General features: G+C 65.2%; 19 protein-coding genes. 13 read left to right on the forward strand and 6 right to left on the reverse strand.

Translation table 11 applies throughout. From position 1 onward, the window contains the following. Positions 1–73 precede the first annotated feature (73 nt). Genes V6M89_RS03990 through V6M89_RS04035 form a run of 10 tightly spaced genes read left to right on the forward strand, consistent with a single transcriptional unit; the run spans position 74 to position 9,171 of the window. Positions 74–1,090 carry a TRAP transporter substrate-binding protein gene (locus V6M89_RS03990; protein ID WP_332851957.1) on the forward strand — a complete coding sequence of 339 codons (1,017 nt, stop codon included), beginning with the start codon at positions 74–76 and terminating at the stop codon, positions 1,088–1,090. Next, the gene (locus V6M89_RS03995) at positions 1,087–1,644 is read left to right on the forward strand and encodes a TRAP transporter small permease (protein ID WP_332851958.1); all 558 of its coding nucleotides are present in this window, start codon (positions 1,087–1,089) and stop codon (positions 1,642–1,644) included. Before V6M89_RS03990 ends, V6M89_RS03995 begins: the two co-directional genes overlap by 4 nt. Then, positions 1,641–2,990 carry a TRAP transporter large permease gene (locus V6M89_RS04000; protein WP_332851959.1) on the forward strand — a complete coding sequence of 450 codons (1,350 nt, stop codon included), beginning with the start codon at positions 1,641–1,643 and terminating at the stop codon, positions 2,988–2,990. Before V6M89_RS03995 ends, V6M89_RS04000 begins: the two co-directional genes overlap by 4 nt. Further along, entirely contained in the window at positions 2,991–4,643 is a 1,653-nt protein-coding gene (gene mdcA / locus V6M89_RS04005; protein ID WP_332851960.1) for a malonate decarboxylase subunit alpha, read from the forward strand. 11 nt (positions 4,644–4,654) lie between these two features. Next, entirely contained in the window at positions 4,655–4,966 is a 312-nt protein-coding gene (gene mdcC, locus V6M89_RS04010; protein ID WP_332851961.1) for a malonate decarboxylase acyl carrier protein, read from the forward strand. Then, positions 4,966–5,868, forward strand: a complete 903-nt coding sequence (locus V6M89_RS04015) for a biotin-independent malonate decarboxylase subunit beta (RefSeq protein ID WP_332851962.1) — start codon at positions 4,966–4,968, stop codon at positions 5,866–5,868. The genes mdcC and V6M89_RS04015 overlap by 1 nt, the downstream gene beginning before the upstream one ends. Position 5,869: 1 nt before the next feature. Next, complete coding sequence (gene mdcE, locus V6M89_RS04020; RefSeq protein WP_332851963.1) at positions 5,870–6,586, forward strand: biotin-independent malonate decarboxylase subunit gamma; 717 nt, start codon at positions 5,870–5,872, stop codon at positions 6,584–6,586. A gap of 10 nt (positions 6,587–6,596) precedes the next feature. Then, on the forward strand, positions 6,597–7,277 hold the full coding sequence (mdcG, locus tag V6M89_RS04025) for a malonate decarboxylase holo-[acyl-carrier-protein] synthase (RefSeq protein WP_332851964.1): 681 nt from the start codon (positions 6,597–6,599) through the stop codon (positions 7,275–7,277). Beyond that, positions 7,277–8,248, forward strand: a complete 972-nt coding sequence (mdcB, locus tag V6M89_RS04030; RefSeq protein WP_332851965.1) for a triphosphoribosyl-dephospho-CoA synthase MdcB — start codon at positions 7,277–7,279, stop codon at positions 8,246–8,248. Before mdcG ends, mdcB begins: the two co-directional genes overlap by 1 nt. Further along, positions 8,245–9,171, forward strand: coding sequence for an acyltransferase domain-containing protein (locus tag V6M89_RS04035; protein ID WP_332851966.1), 927 nt, complete (start codon positions 8,245–8,247; stop codon positions 9,169–9,171). The genes mdcB and V6M89_RS04035 overlap by 4 nt, the downstream gene beginning before the upstream one ends. A gap of 26 nt (positions 9,172–9,197) precedes the next feature. On the opposite strand, the gene trxC is transcribed toward V6M89_RS04035, so the two are convergent. From trxC to V6M89_RS04065, 6 genes are all read right to left on the reverse strand, one after another. Further along, entirely contained in the window at positions 9,198–9,659 is a 462-nt protein-coding gene (gene trxC / locus V6M89_RS04040; RefSeq protein ID WP_332851967.1) for a thioredoxin TrxC, read from the reverse strand. Between the two features lie 121 nt (positions 9,660–9,780). Next, positions 9,781–10,374, reverse strand: a complete 594-nt coding sequence (locus V6M89_RS04045; RefSeq protein WP_332851968.1) for a phasin family protein — start codon at positions 10,372–10,374, stop codon at positions 9,781–9,783. Between the two features lie 226 nt (positions 10,375–10,600). Then, a complete protein-coding gene (locus V6M89_RS04050) occupies positions 10,601–12,175 on the reverse strand; it encodes an ABC transporter permease (protein WP_332851969.1) in 1,575 nt (524 codons plus the stop codon). Next, positions 12,172–13,041 (reverse strand): ABC transporter ATP-binding protein, encoded by an 870-nt coding sequence (locus tag V6M89_RS04055; RefSeq protein WP_332851970.1) that lies wholly within the window; start codon positions 13,039–13,041, stop codon positions 12,172–12,174. Before V6M89_RS04055 ends, V6M89_RS04050 begins: the two co-directional genes overlap by 4 nt. An 86-nt stretch (positions 13,042–13,127) precedes the next feature. Next, complete coding sequence (locus tag V6M89_RS04060) at positions 13,128–14,762, reverse strand: OFA family MFS transporter (protein WP_332851971.1); 1,635 nt, start codon at positions 14,760–14,762, stop codon at positions 13,128–13,130. Between the two features lie 90 nt (positions 14,763–14,852). Then, entirely contained in the window at positions 14,853–15,722 is an 870-nt protein-coding gene (locus V6M89_RS04065; RefSeq protein WP_332851972.1) for a substrate-binding periplasmic protein, read from the reverse strand. A gap of 141 nt (positions 15,723–15,863) precedes the next feature. On the opposite strand from V6M89_RS04065, the gene V6M89_RS04070 reads away from it, so the two are divergent. From V6M89_RS04070 to V6M89_RS04080, 3 genes are read left to right on the forward strand one after another with little or no spacing between them, the layout of a single operon-like run. Continuing rightward, positions 15,864–16,190 carry a flagellar basal body rod C-terminal domain-containing protein gene (locus V6M89_RS04070; RefSeq protein ID WP_332851973.1) on the forward strand — a complete coding sequence of 109 codons (327 nt, stop codon included), beginning with the start codon at positions 15,864–15,866 and terminating at the stop codon, positions 16,188–16,190. Between the two features lie 49 nt (positions 16,191–16,239). Then, complete coding sequence (locus tag V6M89_RS04075; RefSeq protein WP_332851974.1) at positions 16,240–17,394, forward strand: acyl-CoA dehydrogenase family protein; 1,155 nt, start codon at positions 16,240–16,242, stop codon at positions 17,392–17,394. Continuing rightward, positions 17,394–18,959 (forward strand): class I adenylate-forming enzyme family protein, encoded by a 1,566-nt coding sequence (locus V6M89_RS04080; RefSeq protein WP_332851975.1) that lies wholly within the window; start codon positions 17,394–17,396, stop codon positions 18,957–18,959. Before V6M89_RS04075 ends, V6M89_RS04080 begins: the two co-directional genes overlap by 1 nt. Positions 18,960–18,969: the final 10 nt, after the last annotated feature.

Raw genomic sequence — 18,969 nt, forward strand, 5'->3', positions numbered from 1 at the left:
CAATGTATTCCAACGATATATTCTTGTATACACAAAAAAGATCGTTGCATATTTGACCCACCTTGGAGGAATTATGAGCGCAATCACCCGCAGGTCCGTACTGGCCGCCCTGGCCGCCAGCCCGTTGTTGCTGCAACCGGCATGGGCGCAGAACACCACCCTCAAGATTTCGCACCAGTTCCCCGGCGGGACGGTCACCGAAGGCGACTTCCGCGACCGGCTGACCCGCATGTTCGCGGCCGAGGTGGAAAAGCGCAGCAAGGGCAGCCTCAAATTCGAGATCTATCCGGGTTCGTCGCTGATGAAGACCAACGCCCAGTTCTCGGCCATGCGCAAGGGCGCGCTGGACATGTCGCTGGTGCCGCTGTCGTATGCGGGCGGCGAGGTCCCGGAAGTGAACATCGGCCTGATGCCCGGCCTGGTGACCTCCTACGAGCAGGCCTACGGCTGGAAGAACGCCGAAGTGGGCAAGGAGTTGAGCCGCATCCTGAACGAAAAAGGCATCGTGCTGATTAGCTGGATCTGGCAAGCCGGCGGCGTGGCCTCGCGCACCAAGCCGGTGATCGACCCGGACGACGCCAAGGGCATGAAGATACGCGGCGGCTCGCGCGAGATGGACCTGATCCTCAAGGCCGCCGGCGCCGCCGTGGTGTCGCTGCCGTCCAACGAAATCTACGCCGCCATGCAGACCGGCGCGATGGAAGCGGCGTTGACCTCCTCCACCTCGCTGATCTCGTTCCGCCTGGAGGAAGTGTCCAAGGCGCTGACCACCGGCCGCGCGGGCGCCTACTGGTTCATGTTCGAGCCGCTGATGATGTCCAAGGCGATCTTCGACCGCCTGACCAAGGAACAGCAGGCCACCATCATGGCCGTCGGCGCCGAGATGGAGACCTTCGCGCTGAACTCCGCCAAGGCAGACGACTCGGAAGTGGCCAACGTCTACGCCAAAGCCAAGGCCAAGGTGGTCGACCTGAATCCGGCGGCGCTGAAAAAATGGCAGGCCATCGCCCGCACCACCGCATGGAAGGACTACGGCGAACGCAATGAAAACTGCGCCAAGCTGCTGAAACTGGCCGAGAAAACGCTATGAGCCACGGCATAGAGCTGGAGCCGCCGCGCGCCGCAGCCCCGCCGGACAACGCCATCGTCGCGATGGCGACCGCATTGCTGGGCAAGCTCAATCATGCGCTGATGATGGTGTCCATGGTGGCGCTGGTGCTGACGGCGTTCGTGCTGACCTACTCGGTGGTGTCGCGCTACTTCTTCCACGCGCCCACCGACTGGCAGGACGAAGCGTCGGTGTTCATGCTGGTCGGCGTGACCTTCTTCTGCACCGCCTACGTGCAATCGCATCGCGGCCACATCGGCATCGAGGCGCTGGCGTCGCTGCTGCCGCCGCGCGTGAATGCCGCGCGGCTGTTCATGGTGGACCTGGTGTCGGCGCTGTTCTGCGCCTTCTTCTCGTGGAAATCGTGGACACTGTTCCATGAAGCCTGGGTCGACGGCCAGACCACCTCCTCCACCTTCGCGCCGCCGCTGTGGATCCCCTACGCCATGATGGCCGCCGGGATGAGCATCCTCACGCTGCAAATCGTGCTGCAAACGCTGGCACGGATGACCAACAAAACGGAGCGCGCGGCATGAGCGACCTGACACTTGGCGCCCTGTACGGCGCCGTTACCCTGGTGGTGATGTTCTCCGGGATGCCGATCGCCTTCGCATTGGGCGTGGTGGCCACCGGCTTCATGTACTTCTGCATGCCAGCCTCCTCGCTCGACACGATCACCCAGAACGTGTACGAAGAAATGGCGTCGATCACGCTGCTGTCGATCCCCCTGTTCATCCTGAAGGGGGCGGCCATCGGCAAATCCCCGGCCGGCAAGGACTTGTACTCCGCGATACACACATGGATGCACAAGATACCGGGCGGCCTGGGCATCGCCAACGTGTTTGCCTGCGCGCTGTTCGCGGCGATGGCCGGCTCCTCGCCCGCCACCTGCTCGGCCATCGGCTCGGCCGGCATTCCGGAGATGCGCCGCCGCGGCTACTCGCCCGGTTTCGCGGCCGGCATCATCGCCGCCGGCGGCACGCTGGGCATTTTGCTGCCGCCGTCGATCACCATGATCCTGTACGCGGTCGCCGCCGAGCAGTCTCTGGGCCGTCTGTTCCTGGCCGGGATAGGTCCCGGCGTGCTGCTGGTGCTGCTGTTTGCCGGCTACGCCGTCTACCGCGCGCACAAGGAATACAAGGCCGCGCTGGTCATCTACGAACAAGGCGGCGCCAAGTCGGCCTACCTGGAAGACGAACACTTCACGCTGGCGCAAAAAGTAGAAATGCTGCCGCGCGTGCTGCCCTTCATCATCCTGCTGATCGGCGTGATGGTCGCGCTATACGGCGGCTTCGCCACGCCGTCCGAAACGGCGGGCCTGGGCGCGCTGCTGGCGCTGGTGCTGCTGGCCGTGATCTACGGCGTGTGGAAGCCCAAGGATCTGTCGCCCATCCTCAGCTCATCGATCAAGGAATCGACGATGCTGTTGCTGATCATCGGCATGTCGCTGTTCTATTCATACGTGATGAGCTACCTGCACATCAGCCAGTCCGCCGCCGCTTGGGTGGTCAGCCTGCACCTGTCGAAGTGGCTGCTGCTGGCGGTGATCCTGCTGATGGTGATCGTGTTCGGCTTCTTCCTGCCGCCGGTATCGATTATCCTGATGACCGCGCCCATCATCCTGCCGCCGCTGAAGGCCGCCGGCTTTGACCTGATCTGGTTCGGTATCGTCATGACGGTGGTGATGGAGATGGGCCTGATTCACCCTCCGGTGGGCCTGAACATCTTCGTCATCAAGAACATTGCGCCCGACATTCCGCTCAAGGATGTGGTGTGGGGCGTGTTCCCGTTCCTGATCCTGATGTTCGTGGCGGTGCTGCTGTTGTGCGTCTTCCCGTCTATTTCCACCGGCCTGCCGGACATGATCATGGGAGCAAAGTAAATGAACTGGAACACCCTTCGGGACAACCGCGATGCGCGCTTGCAACGGGCGCGCACCGCATTGGGCAATGAACTGGACGGCAAGACCCTGCCGTCCGCCCGCATCGCCGACCTGCTGCACACGGTGCTGGAGTGCGGCGACCGCGTCTGCCTCGAAGGGAACAACCAGAAGCAGGCCGACTTCCTCGGCCATGCGCTGGCCAACTTGAACCCGGAGCGCATCAACAACCTGCACATGCTGCAATCGGTGCTGGCGTTGCCGGAGCACCTGGACGTATTCGAGCGCGGCGTCGCCTCGAAGCTGGACTTCTCGTTCTCCGGCCCGCAGGCGGTGCGCGTGGCGCGGCTGGCCTCCGCCGGCAAGCTCAATATCGGCGCGATCCACACCTACCTTGAGCTGTTCAGCCGCTACTTCATCGACCTGCCGCCGCGCGTCTGCCTGATCGCGGCGGAGGCGGCGGACCGCCACGGCAACCTGTACACCGGCCCGAACACCGAGGATACGCCGGCCATCGTCGAAGCGACGGCGTTCAAGCAAGGCATCGTCATCGTGCAGGTCAACCGCATTGTCGATACCGTGCCGCGCGTGGACATACCGGCCGACTGGGTAGACTTCGTCGTGCAATCGCCCCGCCCCTACTACATTGAACCGCTGTTCACGCGCGATCCGGCGCAGATCTCCGAGATCCAGGTGCTGATGGCGATGATGGCGATCAAAGGCATCTACGCCGAGTATGGGGTGCAGCGCCTGAACCACGGCATCGGCTTCGACACCGCCGCCATCGAGCTGCTGCTGCCGACCTACGCCGAGTCGCTCGGCCTGCGCGGTAAGATCGGCAAACACTGGGCGCTCAATCCGCATCCGGCGCTGATCCCTGCGATTGAAGCGGGCTTCGTACAATCGGTGCATTCGTTCGGATCGGAACTGGGCATGGAGGACTATATCCATGCGCGGCCGGACGTCTTCGCCATCGGCCCGGACGGCACCATGCGCAGCAACCGCGCCATGTGTCAGGCCGCCGGCCACTACGCCTGCGACATGTTCATCGGTTCGACGCTGCAGATCGACTTGCAGGGCAATTCATCGACCGCTACCGCCGGCCGTATTTCCGGTTTCGGCGGCGCCTCCAACATGGGCGCCGACGCGCGCGGACGACGTCACGCCAGCCCGGCATGGCTGAAGGCCGGCCAGCAGGCGCGCGAAGGCCGCAACACCATCCCGCGCGGCCAGAAGCTGGTGGTGCAGATGGTGGAGACCTTCCGCGAGCATATGCAGCCCGCCTTCGTCGAGAAGCTCGACGCGTGGGAGCTGATGGAACAGGCCAAGATGGCGATCCCTCCGGTGATGATCTACGGCGACGACGTCAGCCACATCCTGACAGAGGAAGGCATCGCCAACCTGCTGATGTGCCGCACCGACGAGGAACGCGAGCAGGCCATACGCGGCGTGGCGGGTTACACGCCGGTCGGCCTGGCGCGAGATAAGCGGATGGTGGAAAACCTGCGCGATCGCGGTATCATCCAACGCGCTGAAGATCTCGGCATCGACAAGCGCATGGCCACGCGCGACCTGCTGGCCGCCCGCAATATGAAAGACCTGGTGCGCGCATCGGGCGGTTTGTACCAGCCGCCCAAACGTTTCCGCAACTGGTAAGGAGCATGACAATGGAAACCCTGAACTACCGATTTGAACAAGGCACGCAGCGCTTGAAAGCGACGCCGCACGTGGTGGGCGTGGTCGGCTCCGGCAACTTGGAAGTGCTGATCGAACCGGCCGACCTGGCCGGCGCCTGCACCATCGAGATCACCACCGCCGCTGTCGGCTTCGGGCCGATCTGGGAGGCGGTGATGCGCGACTTCCACCAGCGCTGGAAGCTGGCCGATACCCGCATCTCGATCAACGACATGGGCGCCACGCCCGCCGTCGTCAGCCTGCGCATGGACCAGGCGGTGCAGACCATGCTGGGAGTGTCCTGATGAGCCGATCATCCAGCTACCAGGAAGCGAACGCGCGGGAACGCTTGCAGCAGCTGTTCGACCCGGACAGCTTTGAAGAATTCCTGCCGCCGTCGGCGCGCATCGTCAGCCCCCATCTGGGGCAGTTGAACGCGCCGGTGGCGTTTGACGACGGTGTCGCGGTGGGCCGCGCGAAGCTGGGCGGCGTGACCGTCTACACGGCGGCGCAGGAAGGTGGCTTCATGGGCGGCGCGGTCGGCGAGGTGCACGGCGCCAAGCTGGTCGGCTTGCTGCGGCGCGCGGTGCGCGACCAGGTCGCGGCGGTGGTGCTGCTGGTGGAATCGGGCGGCGTGCGCCTGCACGAAGCCAACGCCGGCCTGATCGCGGTGTCCGAAGTGATGCGCGCGCTGCTCGATACGCGCGCCGCCGGCATCCCGGTGATCGTGCTGGTGGGCGGCTCGAACGGCGCCTTTGGCGGCATGGGTATCGTTTCGCGCTGCGCCAATGTGGTGGTGATGTCGGAGGAAGGCCGGCTGGCGATGTCCGGCCCGGAAGTGATCGAGACCGCCAGCGGTGTCGAGGAATTCGATTCGCGTGATCGGGCGCTGGTGTGGCGCACCAGCGGCGGCAAGCACCGCTACCTGATGGGCGATTGCCAGCGCATCGTGGCCGACGATATCGCCGCCTTCCGCGCAGCGGCGCGCGACGCGGTGGCCGCGCTGACCGGCACCCAGGTGGAGTTGACGCTGGAAGCGCTGGAAGCCGAACAGCAGATGCTGGACGAACGCATCGCCCGCTTCGGCGCCCTCACCGATCCGGTCGATATCTGGGCTGCGATGCAGATCCCTGACGCGGCCAATGTTCCGATGCTCGATGTGGACAGTTTTATTACGGTCGCCGACAAGCACCGCATGGGAGTCTAAGATGGACTGGAAAAAACTGGCGGACACGCTGTTCCCGCAAGGGCACGCCATCGTCGAGCAGAACGATTTCCTGTGCGGCAGCGCGCAGGTGGGCGGGCAAGCGGTGGCGGTGATCGGCACCACCGCCCACACGCCAATCGGCGTCGAGATCGCGCTGGCGCAGGCCAAGGCGATCCTCCGCACGGCGCGCGAATTCCCTGGCATGCCGATACTGATGCTGGTCGATACGCAAGGCCAGCGCCTGCGCCATCGCGATGAGATGTTGGGCATCAACAGCTACATGGCGCACCTCGGAAAATGCGTGGACCTCGCGCGGCGCAAGGGGCACAAGATCATCGGTCTGGTGTACGACCAGGCGCTGTCGGGCGGTTTCATCACCAGCGGTTTGATGGCCGACGCCTGCTACGCCCTGCCCGATGCGACCATCCGCGTCATGGGTTTGCCAGCGATGGCGCGCATCACCAAGGTGCCGGAAGAACGCTTGACCGAGCTTGCGCAGAGCAATCCGGTGTTCGCGCCCGGGCCGGAGAACTATCTGCGCATGGGCGGACTGGAAGCGATCTGGGAAGGCGACCTGGCGGCGCATCTGCGCGCCGCGCTCGCGGGGACGGCCGACGGCGACCAGCGCAGCGCATTGGGACTTCAGCGCGGCGGACGGCGTTGGGCACAGCCGGTGATCGACGCCGTGATGACTGACGGTCATGTACACGTTGCCTGAAGCGGAGCAGATGACGCAACCAGGTACCGCCGCGCGCGGTCTTGAGCGGCATATGCTGGTCTGGCTGACAGAATTGGGCTGGCAGGCGGTCATGCGCGCGGCGCAGCCGCAACACAAGGCGGCGCTTACCCTCTGGCAGGGACAGGATTGGCCGGCCGTGGTGCGGCGCTTCGATATCGGCGCGCAGCCGGACGAGGTTTGCCTCGGACTGCCACTGCCGCCGGATGAAGACACCGGCGAGAAGGTGCGCATTTCCTTGCGCGCGCAGGCGCTGGAGATCAGCAGGACGTCGCCGGCGGTGGAACTGCGGTCGGCACTGCGCTGCGCCGGGCCATGGCGCGAAGCGCTGACAACGCTGGAGCGCGAGACGGAACATCTGCACCTGCGCATCTACGGTTCGATGGCGATGCAGGCGCTGACTGGCTTGCTGTATCTGACGCCGACCTCGGACATCGACATCCTGTTCCATCCTCGCAGCCGCGAGGAGCTGCATGACGGCGTGGCGCTGCTGTCGCGGCATGCGGCGCATTTGCCGCTCGATGGCGAGATCGTATTCCCCGGCGGGCAGGCGGTATCGTGGAAGGAGTGGCGCATGGCGATGGAAAATCCGGCCAGGGTGATCGTCAAGGAGTTGCACGCGGTGCGGCTGATCGATACGGCATCGCTGCTGGCGACGTTGGAGTCTAATTGATGCGCACCGCTCTCGCACCTGCACGCCTGCGGACGCTGGCGATGATGAAGCCGCAGCTGAGCCGCACAGCGCAGCACAGCTTTGCGGGCGACGTGGCGCGGCTGGCGGTTCGCAGCCTGCACGCGGAGCTTTGCCTGTATCCCAAGCCAGGACTGGTGTCGCTGGTGGACCCCGGCAGCCATGACGATATGGATGCACAGACCTTCATGCGCAGCCTGTTCTCGCTGCGCCACTACTTCAAGAAAATCTGTTTGGCAGGATTGAACGATGCGCCGTTCGCGCGGCTGAAACAGCTGGGCATCGAAGCCGAAGCCGCGATGCTGAAGGCGACACGCGGGATCAATACCCATCGAGGCGCGATCTTCAGTCTGGGCCTGCTGTGCGCCACCGCCGGCCGCGCGCGCGCGCAAGGAACGCCGATGACGCCAGCCGCGCTGCGCGCCGCCATGCTGATACGTTGGGGCGAGGAGTTGGCCATGCATGCCGCTGCGGCCGCACCATCAAGCTCACCTGCCGGCGCGCCTGTCGCAATGATCGCAGACGCGCCGCCGGCGCAACTCAGTAACGGCCTGCGCGTCGCGGCGCAATATGCGGTCAGCGGCGCGCGGGAAGAAGGCGCGCTTGGGCTGCCATCGGTATTCGAAATCGGCATGCCGGCGCTGCTGGCCTCACGCGCGCGCGGCGCCAGCATGACGCATGCGCGCATCGACGCCCTGTTCACGCTGATGGCCCGCATCAACGACAGCAACGTCTATCACCGCGCCGGTCCGCAAGGTGCGCAGACCGTGCGCGCACACGCCCAGCACTTCATCGATCTTGGCGGCACGGCCAACGCCGACTGGCAGGTGCAGGCGCTGGCCAGCCATCACGCATTTGTGCAGCAGCGTCTCTCCCCGGGCGGCGCGGCGGACTTGCTGGCGGCCAGTTGCCTGGTACACGCCATCGCCGCGATGGAGCAAGACCAGCAATGACGACGTCCTACGGCGCCCCATCCCGTCTGCTGCTGCTCTGCCCCGGCCAGGGCGGGCAGCATGCCGCGATGTTCGACCTGCCCCGCAGCAGTCCGGCCGGCGACGCCGTCGCCAACACGCTGCTGGCAGGCCTGGCGCTGGCCGACGACGCGGACATCTACGCCAACCGCAACGCCCAGCCGCTGATTGTCGCAGCCACGCTGTCGATGTGGGCAGCGATACACGAGTTCACGCCACAGCCAGCGCTGGTGGCCGGCTACAGCATCGGCGAACTGTCCGCCTACGGCGTCGCCGGCGCCTTCACGCCACAGACAGCGATGCAACTGGCCGCACAACGCGCACAGTTGATGGACGACTGCGCCCACGCCCTGCCCGGCCAAACGCTGACGGCGATTTCCGGCCTGGCACTGTCCCGCACCTCGCCCCTGCTTGCCGAACACGCTTTTCAGATGAGTATAGAAAACGGCGACGACGCCTGCATCGCCGGCGGTCCGGCAGCAAGCGCCGAAGCGCTTGAGCTGGCGGTGCACGCTGCCGGCGGCCGCAGCGCGCGCCTGCCGGTGGAAGTGGCCTCGCACACGCGCTACATGCGGGCCGCCGTTGCACCCTTCGCCGCAGCCTTGCAGCGGTCAGAATTCCAGCCGATGAGCGTACCCGCACTGGCGGGCATAGGCGCTATGGCCGTCGACAGCAAAGCGCTGGCGGTGGACCAGCTCTCGCGCCAGCTGGCGGAAACGATACACTGGGCCGCCTGCATGGACGCCGCCGCCGAAGCCGGCATCACCTACGCGCTGGAACTCGGCCCCGGCGCCGCGCTATCGCGCATGCTGCAAAGCCGGCACCCGCACATCAACACCCGCTCCGTGGCCGACTTCCGCACGCTGGACGGCATCCGCAAATGGCTGGACCGCGCCGCCGAGTAGCGGGCGGCAGCCAGCGGCGATACAAATCAAACGCGATTATTCTGCGTGGCCCAAGCGACGATATTGGACGCATCCATCGCGCCCGGCTGCCGAGCCACCTCGCGCCCGCCCTTGAACAGCGCCAGCGTCGGAATACTGCGAATCGCATAGCGCGACGCCAGTTCCTGCGCTTCTTCCGTATTGAGCTTCACCACGCGGAACTGCGGCTCCAGCCGCTGCGTGGCCTGCGCGTAGAACGGCGCCATGGTCCTGCACGGCCCGCACCAAGGCGCCCAAAAATCCACCAGCACCGGAATGTCGCTGCGCTCGATATGCTTGAGGAAGCGCGCAGCCGACAACTCCAGCGGCTGTCCGGTGAACAGCGCCTTCTGGCACTTGCCGCACACCGGCTGCTGCGCCAGCTTGGCGGCAGGCACACGGTTCACGGCGTCGCAATGGGGGCAAACGATATGCAGCGACTCAGGCTGCACGGCGGCGGTATTCGTCATCTTTATCTCCAGGCTGCTTCAAGCCGCCCATGATAAAGCAAGGACAAAAAAATTGCCGCGCTGCGCGATACCAGATCGCGGGCGCGGCGAAGACTAGAACCTGTCAGCTCAGTCGTCGGTCTCAGGTTTCCTTGCGGGCGCCGGTTTGTTTGCCGGATTGAGCAGCTTGAGCGGCAGTCTGGGCCTGGGAGGCTTGCCCACCTTGCAAATTGCCTTCGCGGCTTTCGGTGCCGTTCTGGCCGGCGCTTTGCATGGTCGAGCTGCTGCGCATTTCATTGCCGCGCGATTGGCGCGTGCCGTCGCTATGGCTGATGAACGGATCGGAGAAGCGTTCCACCGCGTCCTGATGGCTGCGCAGTGTTTTTTCCGTTTCTTCCGACGTGACGCGAGCCACTTCGTCGGCCAGGGCCTTGGCGGTGCGGCTGGTTTCCTGCACGTGCTCTTCCGCCACTTTGGACAGGTCGACCTGGGTGTCGGCGGCAATGCGAGACAGATGCTGCTGGTAAGCGCGCAGCTTCTCGGCGGTGGGTTGGGCATGGGCGGCGGCGGCGGCGATCGCCTCCGTCGGACGGTGCGCGGTAATGATTTGCTGGCCCGTCGTCGTGCTTTCTTCCAGCAAGGTTTGTGCCAATTGGATGTTCAGGTCGCTGTACTGCTGAACTGTACGGAACAGCGATTTCGACATGTCGTTAAAGAACGCCAGTTGGGCTTCCATATGGGTTTTGGCTGCTGGGGTGACAGATTGAGAAAATGGATACATAGATGCCTCGAAAAGAAAGTAAAAGATGGCCTGGGGATTGTCGAACCGGTTTCGACGCCGCATAGCAGCGCGAATGCCAAGGCTACGTTAGACAGTCCCGCGACGTCTGATCTAGATCAAACGTGCGTTGCCGCTATCGCAGGAACTCTGCAAACCGGATTAATCCTAGGCCATCCCTTCTTCAGTTCCGCGCGCTCCGCCAGCGTTCATGCCAGAGTCCGCCGGCGGCCAGCGCCAGTCCCAGCAACAGCTGCACCCCGACCGTTTGGGTCGTGGCGACCCCGTTGAAACCGACCACATCCAGCACGGGCACCTTGGTCGCCTGCGTTGCGATGTACAGGCCGAACAGAAACAACGCGAGGAAGGTGCGCGCGCTGCGACTGAGGCCTCCGAGCAAGCTGGCGACGCCGGCCAGCGCCAGCACGCCGGTCGACAGCGCGGCAGCGCGCAACGGCGCAGCCATCGTCCATCGCCACAGCACCGGCGCGGTGAACAACAGCGCCAGCAGGCAGGACGCCAGCAACTGCGCGCCATAGCGCCGCACGGCGCCGCCCGGCGCCGTGCCGCTCATCGCGTCCACGTCGTGCTGGTGGTCGCGCACGCCGATGTCGCTGACCAGGACACCCCAGATGGCGATGGCTGCAATGACCACGCTACCCAGCGCCGCCACCGGCAGCACGCTGCCGACGATCAACAGCACCAGCGCCGCCGCCACCGCGGCCGGATTGGACACCAGCGTCAATGCCAGCACCGCCAGCGCCTGGCCGGCCGTGCCGGGAACGCGTGCGGCCAGGCCGAACAGCGGGCGCACCAGCCGCATCAATGGCCGTAGCAGGCGGTTCGCCAACGCCAGCGGCGACCAGCGGCCACCGCCGGATGCCCGCACTTTGACCCGATCCGGCGCGAAACGATGGAACAGCCGCCAGGCCGGCAGCAGCGGCAGCAAGGCCACCAGCGCGCAACCGACGCGCGTGGCCCCCAGTTCCGCCGACCACAACCAGGTGGGCAGTATCACCGGCGGCAGCGCCGGATTGAAATCGCCGCCACCGATGGCGAAATTCGACGTATGCAGCATCGCCTTCACCGTCAGCACCGTCGCGCCCATGCCGGAGAAATCGAGCAGCAGCAGTGGCGACCATGCGTCATTGCTGTCCGCCGTCAACACGATGGGCCCCGCCAGTTGCGCCAGGTAGAAGATGAAGTACAGCACGTCGCCGCGCCTGCCCATCAGCGGCGCCCATGCATCGCACAGCAGCGCCATCGCGGCGGTGAAGAACAGCAGTGGCAACAACAGCATCGCGAAGGTCTGCAGATAGACCAGCAGCTGTATCGGTCCCTGGCCGCGCAACAAATGCAGCACCAGCATGGTCAACATGAAGATGAGCAGCAACCCGCAAAGGTAGGCCACGCCGCCCAGCCAGCGGCCGAGCAGGAACACGGCGTTGCTCACCGGCGTAGCCGCCAGCACCGCGCCGGCGCCGCTGCGCATGTCCTCGCTCATGCGCCCGCGCACCAGGTAGAAACCCGCCAGCCCGAAAAACAGGCCGCCCAATCCCGCGCTGCCCAAGGCCAGGCAGCTGCTGGTGTAAGCCACGCGCACATTGTCGGCGACGATCATCGCCTGCCCCTTGGCTGGATCGCCCACCATCAGCCAGGTCGCTGCGATCAACGCCAGCACGGCCACCAGAGTACCGGTGCGGCGCATGCGCAACCGCACTTCGGTCAGTACCAATAACTTCAATGCCAGCGCGTTCATGCCGCCGCTTCCTGCACTGCGTAACGCTGCGTCATCAGCGCTTCTTCCAGCGTCGGCTCGGCCGGGACCGCGCCCGCGCATGGCGACGTTGGATGGGCGATGCGCAGGTTGATGCCATGTTCATTGCGCTGCGCCTGCAGCACCTGTACCTCGGCGCGCAAGGTTTCGTAGTGCTGCGCCTCCACCGTGACCGACCATACCTGGCTGCGCGCGCCGCGCACAAAACTGTCCGGGGTATCGAAGGCAACCAGCTTCCCCTTGTTCATGATGGCCAGGTGGCCGGCCATGTTCTCGATGTCGGACACGATGTGGGTCGACACGATCACCAGCTTGCGGAAGCCGATCTCCGACAGCAGATGACGGAAGCGCAGCCGCTCTTCGGGATCGAGGCCGGCGGTCGGTTCGTCGACGATCAGCACATCGGGATCGTTGAGCAGCGCCTGCGCGATGCCGAGCCGGCGCCGCATGCCGCCCGAGAACCCGGCCGCCTGGCGGTGCGCATGCTCGTGCAGGTTGACCATCTCCAGCAGCAGCCGCAGGCGGGCCGGATCGCGCACGCCCTTCAGCGCCGCGAAGTACTGCAGGAATTCCAGCGCCGTCAGGTTGGGATACACGCCAAAGTCCTGCGGCAGAAAGCCCAGCCGCCCGCGGATCGCATCGGGCTTCTTCACGATGTCGGCGCCGTCGAACAGGATCTGGCCGCTGGTGGGCTTGGTCAGCGTGGCGATCATCTGCATCAGCGAGGTCTTGCCCGCGCCGTTATGGCCGATCAGGCCGACCACGCCGGCCGGAAGATTCAAACTGACATCGTCGACCGCCCGCACGTTCTTCGCATAAGATTTGACGACGTTACGTAATTCAAGCATGTGCCAAGCGCTCCTGGAAATGAAAGCGGGGCCGGTCCAGCACCATGCCGGACCGGCCCCGCTTGCGGAAGCCTTATTCTACTGTGTTATTTAAATAACACGGCAGCTTTTTGTACCGTCAGCCACACCCCGATCGCCAGCGGAATACCGACCGCCAGCCAGCCGAAAGCCACCGCCGCCGGGCTGGTCACGCCGTTCGACGCGACCACCGCGCCGCTCGATGCGGCGGCGTCGCGCTCGTGCGCCAGCTTCTTCTCGGCGGCCAGTTCGGCCTCGCTCATGAAGTGCTTGTCGGCCACCGGGCGCACCATCAGGTTGCACAACAGGCCAATCACCAGCAGGCCCGCCAGCACGTACATGGTGATATCGTAGGCCTGCGCCTTCGGCACGCCGTGCGCGATCTGGTACTCGCGGATGTAGGTCACCAGCAGAGGACCGAACACGCCCGCCATCGACCATGCGGTCAGCAGGCGGCCGTGGATAGCGCCCACCATCTGGGTGCCGAACAAGTCCGCCAGGTAGGCTGGCACAGTGGCGAAACCGCCGCCGTACATCGACAGGATGATGCAGAAGAAGCCGACGAACAGCGCCAGCTGCGCGCCATGCGCCATCGATGGAATCAGGCCATACAGCGCGATGCCCAGCACGAAGAAGATACCGTAAGTGGCTTTGCGTCCCAGGAAGTCCGAACACGAAGCCCAGACAAAACGGCCACCGATGTTAAACAGTGAAAGCAAGCCGGTGAAGCCGGCGGCGATCGCGGCGATCTGGCCTTTCTGCGCCAGCGTCAGGTCGTTGAACGCGACGTTCACGCCCAGCAGCTGGCCGGCGAAGATCTCCTGCAACAGCGGCGACGCCATGCCGAGGATGCCAATGCCGGCCGTCACGTTCAGGCACAGCACCAGCCATACCAGCCAGAATTGCGGTATGCCCCACACCTTGCTGGCGTGGACGTGGCGGCTGGTGATCATGGTGTTGGCGCTGGCCTTGGCGGGCGGCGTCCAGCCGGCCGGTTTCCAGCCGTTCGGCGGCACGCGGTACGACAACGCGCCGGCCATCATGAAGACGAAGTAGATCGCCGCCATCACCAGGAAGGTCTGCCACACGCCGACCGAGTCGGGCGTGGCGAAGAACTTCATCAGCTTGTCGGCCAATGGCGCACCAATCATCGCGCCGCCGCCGAAGCCCATGATGGCCATGCCGGTCGCCATGCCGCGGCGGTCCGGGAACCATTTGATCAGCGTCGACACCGGCGAGATGTAGCCCAGGCCCAGGCCGATGCCGCCGATCACGCCGGAGCCCAGCCACATCAACCAGATCTGGTGCTGGTACACGCCCAACGCCGAGATCACCAGTCCGCCGCACCAGCACAGCGCCGACACCACGCCGGCCTTGCGCGGACCGGCGTGTTCCAGCCAGCCGCCGAACAGCCAAGCGGCCAGGCCGAGGAAGACAAAGAACATGGTGTACATCCAGCCCAACATCGAGATCTGCCAGTCGCAGGTGGACGACAGGATCTTGGCCATCAAGTCCATGTCGGCCGGACAGGCCAACGCCTCCTTGATGCCAAGCGCGCGCGACAGCGGCAGCCAGAACACGGAAAATCCGTAGGCCATGCCGATGCACAGGTGAATCGCCAGCGCCGCAGGAGGCACCAGCCAACGATTGAAGCCGGACCCAGCTACCGTCCGTTCCTTCTCCAGAAAATCAAAAATTGCCATATGAAAGCCCCTTTTATTTCATGTAACTTGAGTACATGTTTCCCCAATACAACTACGGGCGGGAGCGTAGCATAAAGCTAGTGGCTTGTCTTATGGATAGCGTTTCAAATCGTCTAACGAGAACCACAACTCTTTGCGGGCCAGTGGCGTTTGCGGGCTCAGCAAAGGGTTGGGAAGCTGGATGACCAGGCGCTGATCGAGCCTGGCGTTGCGCAGCAGGCGGCCGTAATGCAGGTAGAACAGTTGCTCGAAGCTGCCATCGGCCAGCGCCGCTTCCAGGCCCATCCGGACTGCCTCGGCCAGCGCCGGGTTGTTGCGGTTGACGAAGAAATAGTCGGCGGTCGGATAGCGCAGCACGATATGGCTATCGATCGCCAGTTCGGGATGGCGCGCCGCTTCGGCCCAGATCTCGTTGGCCGAGCGCGGCGCCCAATCGATGCGGCCGGCATTCAGCATGCCGAACAGGCCGCTGTACACGGCCACCGGATGCACTTTCAGCCCGCTATGCCGCAGAATCTCCAGGTCCGGCCAATCATGCCCCTGGGCCGTGCTGAAGCGCTTCAAGTCCTCCACCGTGCGTACGTCGCGCAGCAGGTCCTTGTGGTCGGCGCGCACCAGGCCGATGCGCCAGCCGATCAGGCCGCGCGTCATCGGGATCCGCACCGGCAGCAGCGCGGCCTCGCGCTCGGCCGAGGTCATGGTGCCGATGATATCAATGCGCCCCGAGCCGGACTGCAACTCCACCAGCGCCCGGTTCTGCTGCATGCGGGTCGGCGATAGCTCGACCCGGTACTGGCCGCCGGTCTTGGCCAGCGCCAGCTGCAACAGCGCCAGGCCGTATTCGCCGCGCTCGTCGTCGATGCTCTCGGCGCGCGGATAGTGGATCAGAATGGGTTCGGCCGCCGCCGCAGCGGCAAGCAGGATCAGGCAGGCACACAGCAATCGGCGCAGCGTAGGCATGGCTCCGGTTCCACCAAAGTATCTCCATGACAATAGTCACCCAGTTGCCCGGCGGCGTCAAGCCTGCTGAATTTTTAATCAAACACGTGCATTCCACCGCACACAGGTGTACACTTTCAGCACTTGCCGAAGGGAAATATCATGGCCATCGCCGCTCTCAGCTCAGGAATCACCGGTCTCAACGCCTCCGAACGGGCGCTGGGCAACAGCGCGCACGCGATCGCCAACATCGGCACCCAGGGCTTCCAGCCGGCGCAGACCGTATTCAAGGAAAGCGCGCCGGCCGGCAGCGGCGTGTCGATCTCCTTCCAGGCGCAGCAGCTGCAAGCGGCGGACGCGCCCAGCGCCACCAACCTCGCCACCGAAACCACCAACTCGCTGGTCTACAAGGCACAATTCGATCTGTCGGCCAAGGTGATCCAGGCCGCCGACCAGAATATCGGCACGCTAATCAATACCAAAGCTTGACAGGGTCTGGCCGAATCGGCACATTGAAGTCTGCCGAAGAGGGAGACCCATGATAAGAGACCAGGAAACGCTGAACATCCTGCTGGACAGCATCCGCCGCTTCGTGCGCGAACAACTGGTGCCGCACGAGCAGCAAGTGGCCGACACCGACGAAATCCCTCCCGCGCTGGTGGCGCAGATGCGCGAACTGGGCCTGTTCGGCCTGTCCATCCCCGAACAATACGGCGGCCTGGGTCTGACGATGGAAGAGGAAGTGCTGGCCGCGTTTGAAATCACCCGCACCTCGCCCGCCTTCCGCTCACTGTTCGGCACCAACAACGGCATCGGCTCGCAGGGCATCCTGATCGACGGCACCGAAGAGCAAAAGAACATCTGGCTGCCGCGCATGGCCTCCGGCGAAGTGGTCGGCTCCTTCGCGCTGACCGAGCCGGGATATGGTTCCGACGCCGGCTCGCTCGCCACCTCCGCCGTGCGTGACGGCGACCACTACATCATCAACGGCACCAAGCGCTACATCACCAACGCGCCGGAGGCCGGCGTGTTCACCGTGATGGCGCGCACCGACAGCACCCGCAAGGGACCAAGCGGCGTATCGGCCTTCATCGTCGAACGCAACACGCCCGGCATCTCGCTCGGCAAGAACGACAAGAAGATGGGACAGCAAGGCGCCCACACCTGCGACGTGATCTTCGAGAACTGCCGCGTGCCCGCCACCAGCATCATCGGCGGCAAGGAAGGCCAGGGCTTCAAGACCGCGATGAAGGTGCTGGACAAAGGCCGCCTGCACATCTCGGCGATCTGCGTCGGCGTGGCCGAGCGCATGCTGGACGACGCGCTGCGCTATGCGATGGAGCGCCAGCAGTTCGGCCAGCCCATCGCCGAGTTCCAGCTGATCCAGGCCATGCTGGCCGACAGCAAGGCCGAGATCTACGCCGCCCGCAGCATGGTGCTGGACGCCGCCCGCCGCCGCGACAACCGCGAGGACGTCACGACCGAAGCCTCCTGCTGCAAGCTGTTCGCATCCGAAATGTGCGGCCGCGTGGCCGACCGCGCGGTGCAGATCCACGGCGGCGCCGGCTACATGTCGGAGTACGCGGCGGAACGCTTCTACCGCGACGTGCGCCTGTTCCGCATCTACGAAGGCACGTCGCAGATCCAGCAGCTGGTCATCGCCCGCAACATGATCAAGGCGGCCGGGGCCTGATGGAGGTCATAGCCACCGCCCACCTGCTGGCGACGCTGCCCGAGCGCCTGAGCGGCATCCCGCGCCGCTGGGCCGAACGCGCGCCGCAGGCGTGGGCGCTGCGCGACGGCGCGCGCCACTGGACTTACGCCGAACTGGCGGCGGCCGTCGATGAAACCGCCGCCCTGCTGCGCGCGCTGCAAATACGGCCCGGCGACCGCCTGATGGTAGTCGGCGAAAACTGCGCGGCGCAGGTGGCGCTGATCTTCGCCGCCGCCGAGGTGGACGCGTGGATCGTCAACGTCAATGGCCGGCTGTCCGCGCGCGAGGTCGACCAGATCCTCGGCCACTGCGGCGCGCGGCGCGTGATCTACCTGTCGGCGCCGGGCGATGCCTCGACCCCGCCCCCCATTTCACCGGAGACCGCCGCGCACGGCCAGCGGCATGGCGCAGTGCCCGCGCCCTCGCCGTTCGGCGCCTGGATGATAGGCGCGCTCAATCCCGACTGCACGCCGGAACCGGTGCACGCCTCCCCGGCACAGCAGGTGGCGGCGCTGATCTACACCACCGGCACCACCGGCCAGCCCAAGGGCGTGATGCTCACGCACCGCAACCTGCTGTTCATAGCCGCCGTCTCCAGCACCCTGCGCGGCCTCACGCCGACCGACCGTGCCTACGGCGTGCTGCCCATTACCCACGTCTACGGCCTGGCCTCGGTCATGCTGGGGACCCTGTACGCGGGCGCCTGCCTTTACCTGTGCCCGCGCTTCACGCCGGACGCCGTGCTGAAGGCGATCCGCGACGACGGCCTGACCATCCTGCAAGGAGTGCCCGCCATGTATGCGCGCCTGCTGGAGACACTCGGCGACGGCGAGCAAATTAAATCGCAGCTGCGCTTCATCTACGCCGGTGGCTCGCCGCTGGCGCCCAGCCTGAAGGCGCAGGTGCAGCAGCTGTTTGGCCTGCCGCTGCACAACGGCTACGGCATGACCGAAACCTCGCCCACCGTCAGCCAGACGCGCCTTGACCGGCCGCGCGACGACGCCTCGGTCGGCCAGGTCATCCCCGGCGTCGAAGTGCGCCTGGTGGACGCCGGCGGTGACGACGTGGCGCCCGGCGCGGATGGCGAACTGTGGGTGCGCGGCCCCAACATCATGGCTGGCTACTACCGCGAACCGGAACTGACGGCGGTGGCCATGCGCGACGACGGCTGGCTCAATACCGGCGACGTCGCACGGCAGGATGCGGACGGCGCGCTGTTCATCGTCGGCCGCACCAAGGAGCTGATCATCCGTTCCGGCTTCAACGTCTATCCGCTGGAAGTGGAGACGGTACTCAATGCCCATCCAGCGGTGACGCAATCGGCGGTGGTCGGCCGCAACGCCGCCGACGGCAATGAGGAAGTGGTGGCTTTCGTCGAAATCGATCCGCGCCATCGCGTCACGCCCGAAGAATTGCAGCACTACCTGGCGGGCCTGCTGTCGCCGTACAAATGCCCATCCGAGATCATCGCAATGCAAGCCCTGCCCGCAGCGGCAACCGGAAAGATATTGAAAGGACAGCTGCGGCAACTGGCACAAAAATAACCACAAGGGA

Origin of the sequence: Duganella sp. S19_KUP01_CR8 (genome assembly GCF_036688705.1) — a bacterium.
Lineage (GTDB): Bacteria > Pseudomonadota > Gammaproteobacteria > Burkholderiales > Burkholderiaceae_D > Rugamonas.

What these genes read in the sequence shown, in the direction of transcription:
- V6M89_RS04045 (WP_332851968.1), bottom strand. Translation starts at nt 10,374, where the DNA reads ATGGAAGCCCAACTGGCGTTCTTTAACGACATGTCGAAATCGCTGTTC.
- V6M89_RS04065 (WP_332851972.1), bottom strand. Translation starts at nt 15,722, where the DNA reads ATGCCTACGCTGCGCCGATTGCTGTGTGCCTGCCTGATCCTGCTTGCC.
- V6M89_RS04050 (WP_332851969.1), bottom strand. Translation starts at nt 12,175, where the DNA reads ATGAACGCGCTGGCATTGAAGTTATTGGTACTGACCGAAGTGCGGTTG.
- mdcA (WP_332851960.1), top strand. Translation starts at nt 2,991, where the DNA reads ATGAACTGGAACACCCTTCGGGACAACCGCGATGCGCGCTTGCAACGG.
- V6M89_RS03995 (WP_332851958.1), top strand. Translation starts at nt 1,087, where the DNA reads ATGAGCCACGGCATAGAGCTGGAGCCGCCGCGCGCCGCAGCCCCGCCG.
- mdcE (WP_332851963.1), top strand. Translation starts at nt 5,870, where the DNA reads ATGGACTGGAAAAAACTGGCGGACACGCTGTTCCCGCAAGGGCACGCC.
- V6M89_RS04000 (WP_332851959.1), top strand. Translation starts at nt 1,641, where the DNA reads ATGAGCGACCTGACACTTGGCGCCCTGTACGGCGCCGTTACCCTGGTG.
- V6M89_RS04055 (WP_332851970.1), bottom strand. Translation starts at nt 13,041, where the DNA reads ATGCTTGAATTACGTAACGTCGTCAAATCTTATGCGAAGAACGTGCGG.
- mdcB (WP_332851965.1), top strand. Translation starts at nt 7,277, where the DNA reads ATGCGCACCGCTCTCGCACCTGCACGCCTGCGGACGCTGGCGATGATG.
- V6M89_RS04060 (WP_332851971.1), bottom strand. Translation starts at nt 14,762, where the DNA reads ATGGCAATTTTTGATTTTCTGGAGAAGGAACGGACGGTAGCTGGGTCC.
- mdcG (WP_332851964.1), top strand. Translation starts at nt 6,597, where the DNA reads ATGACGCAACCAGGTACCGCCGCGCGCGGTCTTGAGCGGCATATGCTG.
- trxC (WP_332851967.1), bottom strand. Translation starts at nt 9,659, where the DNA reads ATGACGAATACCGCCGCCGTGCAGCCTGAGTCGCTGCATATCGTTTGC.
- mdcC (WP_332851961.1), top strand. Translation starts at nt 4,655, where the DNA reads ATGGAAACCCTGAACTACCGATTTGAACAAGGCACGCAGCGCTTGAAA.
- V6M89_RS04070 (WP_332851973.1), top strand. Translation starts at nt 15,864, where the DNA reads ATGGCCATCGCCGCTCTCAGCTCAGGAATCACCGGTCTCAACGCCTCC.
- V6M89_RS04080 (WP_332851975.1), top strand. Translation starts at nt 17,394, where the DNA reads ATGGAGGTCATAGCCACCGCCCACCTGCTGGCGACGCTGCCCGAGCGC.
- V6M89_RS04075 (WP_332851974.1), top strand. Translation starts at nt 16,240, where the DNA reads ATGATAAGAGACCAGGAAACGCTGAACATCCTGCTGGACAGCATCCGC.
- V6M89_RS04035 (WP_332851966.1), top strand. Translation starts at nt 8,245, where the DNA reads ATGACGACGTCCTACGGCGCCCCATCCCGTCTGCTGCTGCTCTGCCCC.
- V6M89_RS04015 (WP_332851962.1), top strand. Translation starts at nt 4,966, where the DNA reads ATGAGCCGATCATCCAGCTACCAGGAAGCGAACGCGCGGGAACGCTTG.
- V6M89_RS03990 (WP_332851957.1), top strand. Translation starts at nt 74, where the DNA reads ATGAGCGCAATCACCCGCAGGTCCGTACTGGCCGCCCTGGCCGCCAGC.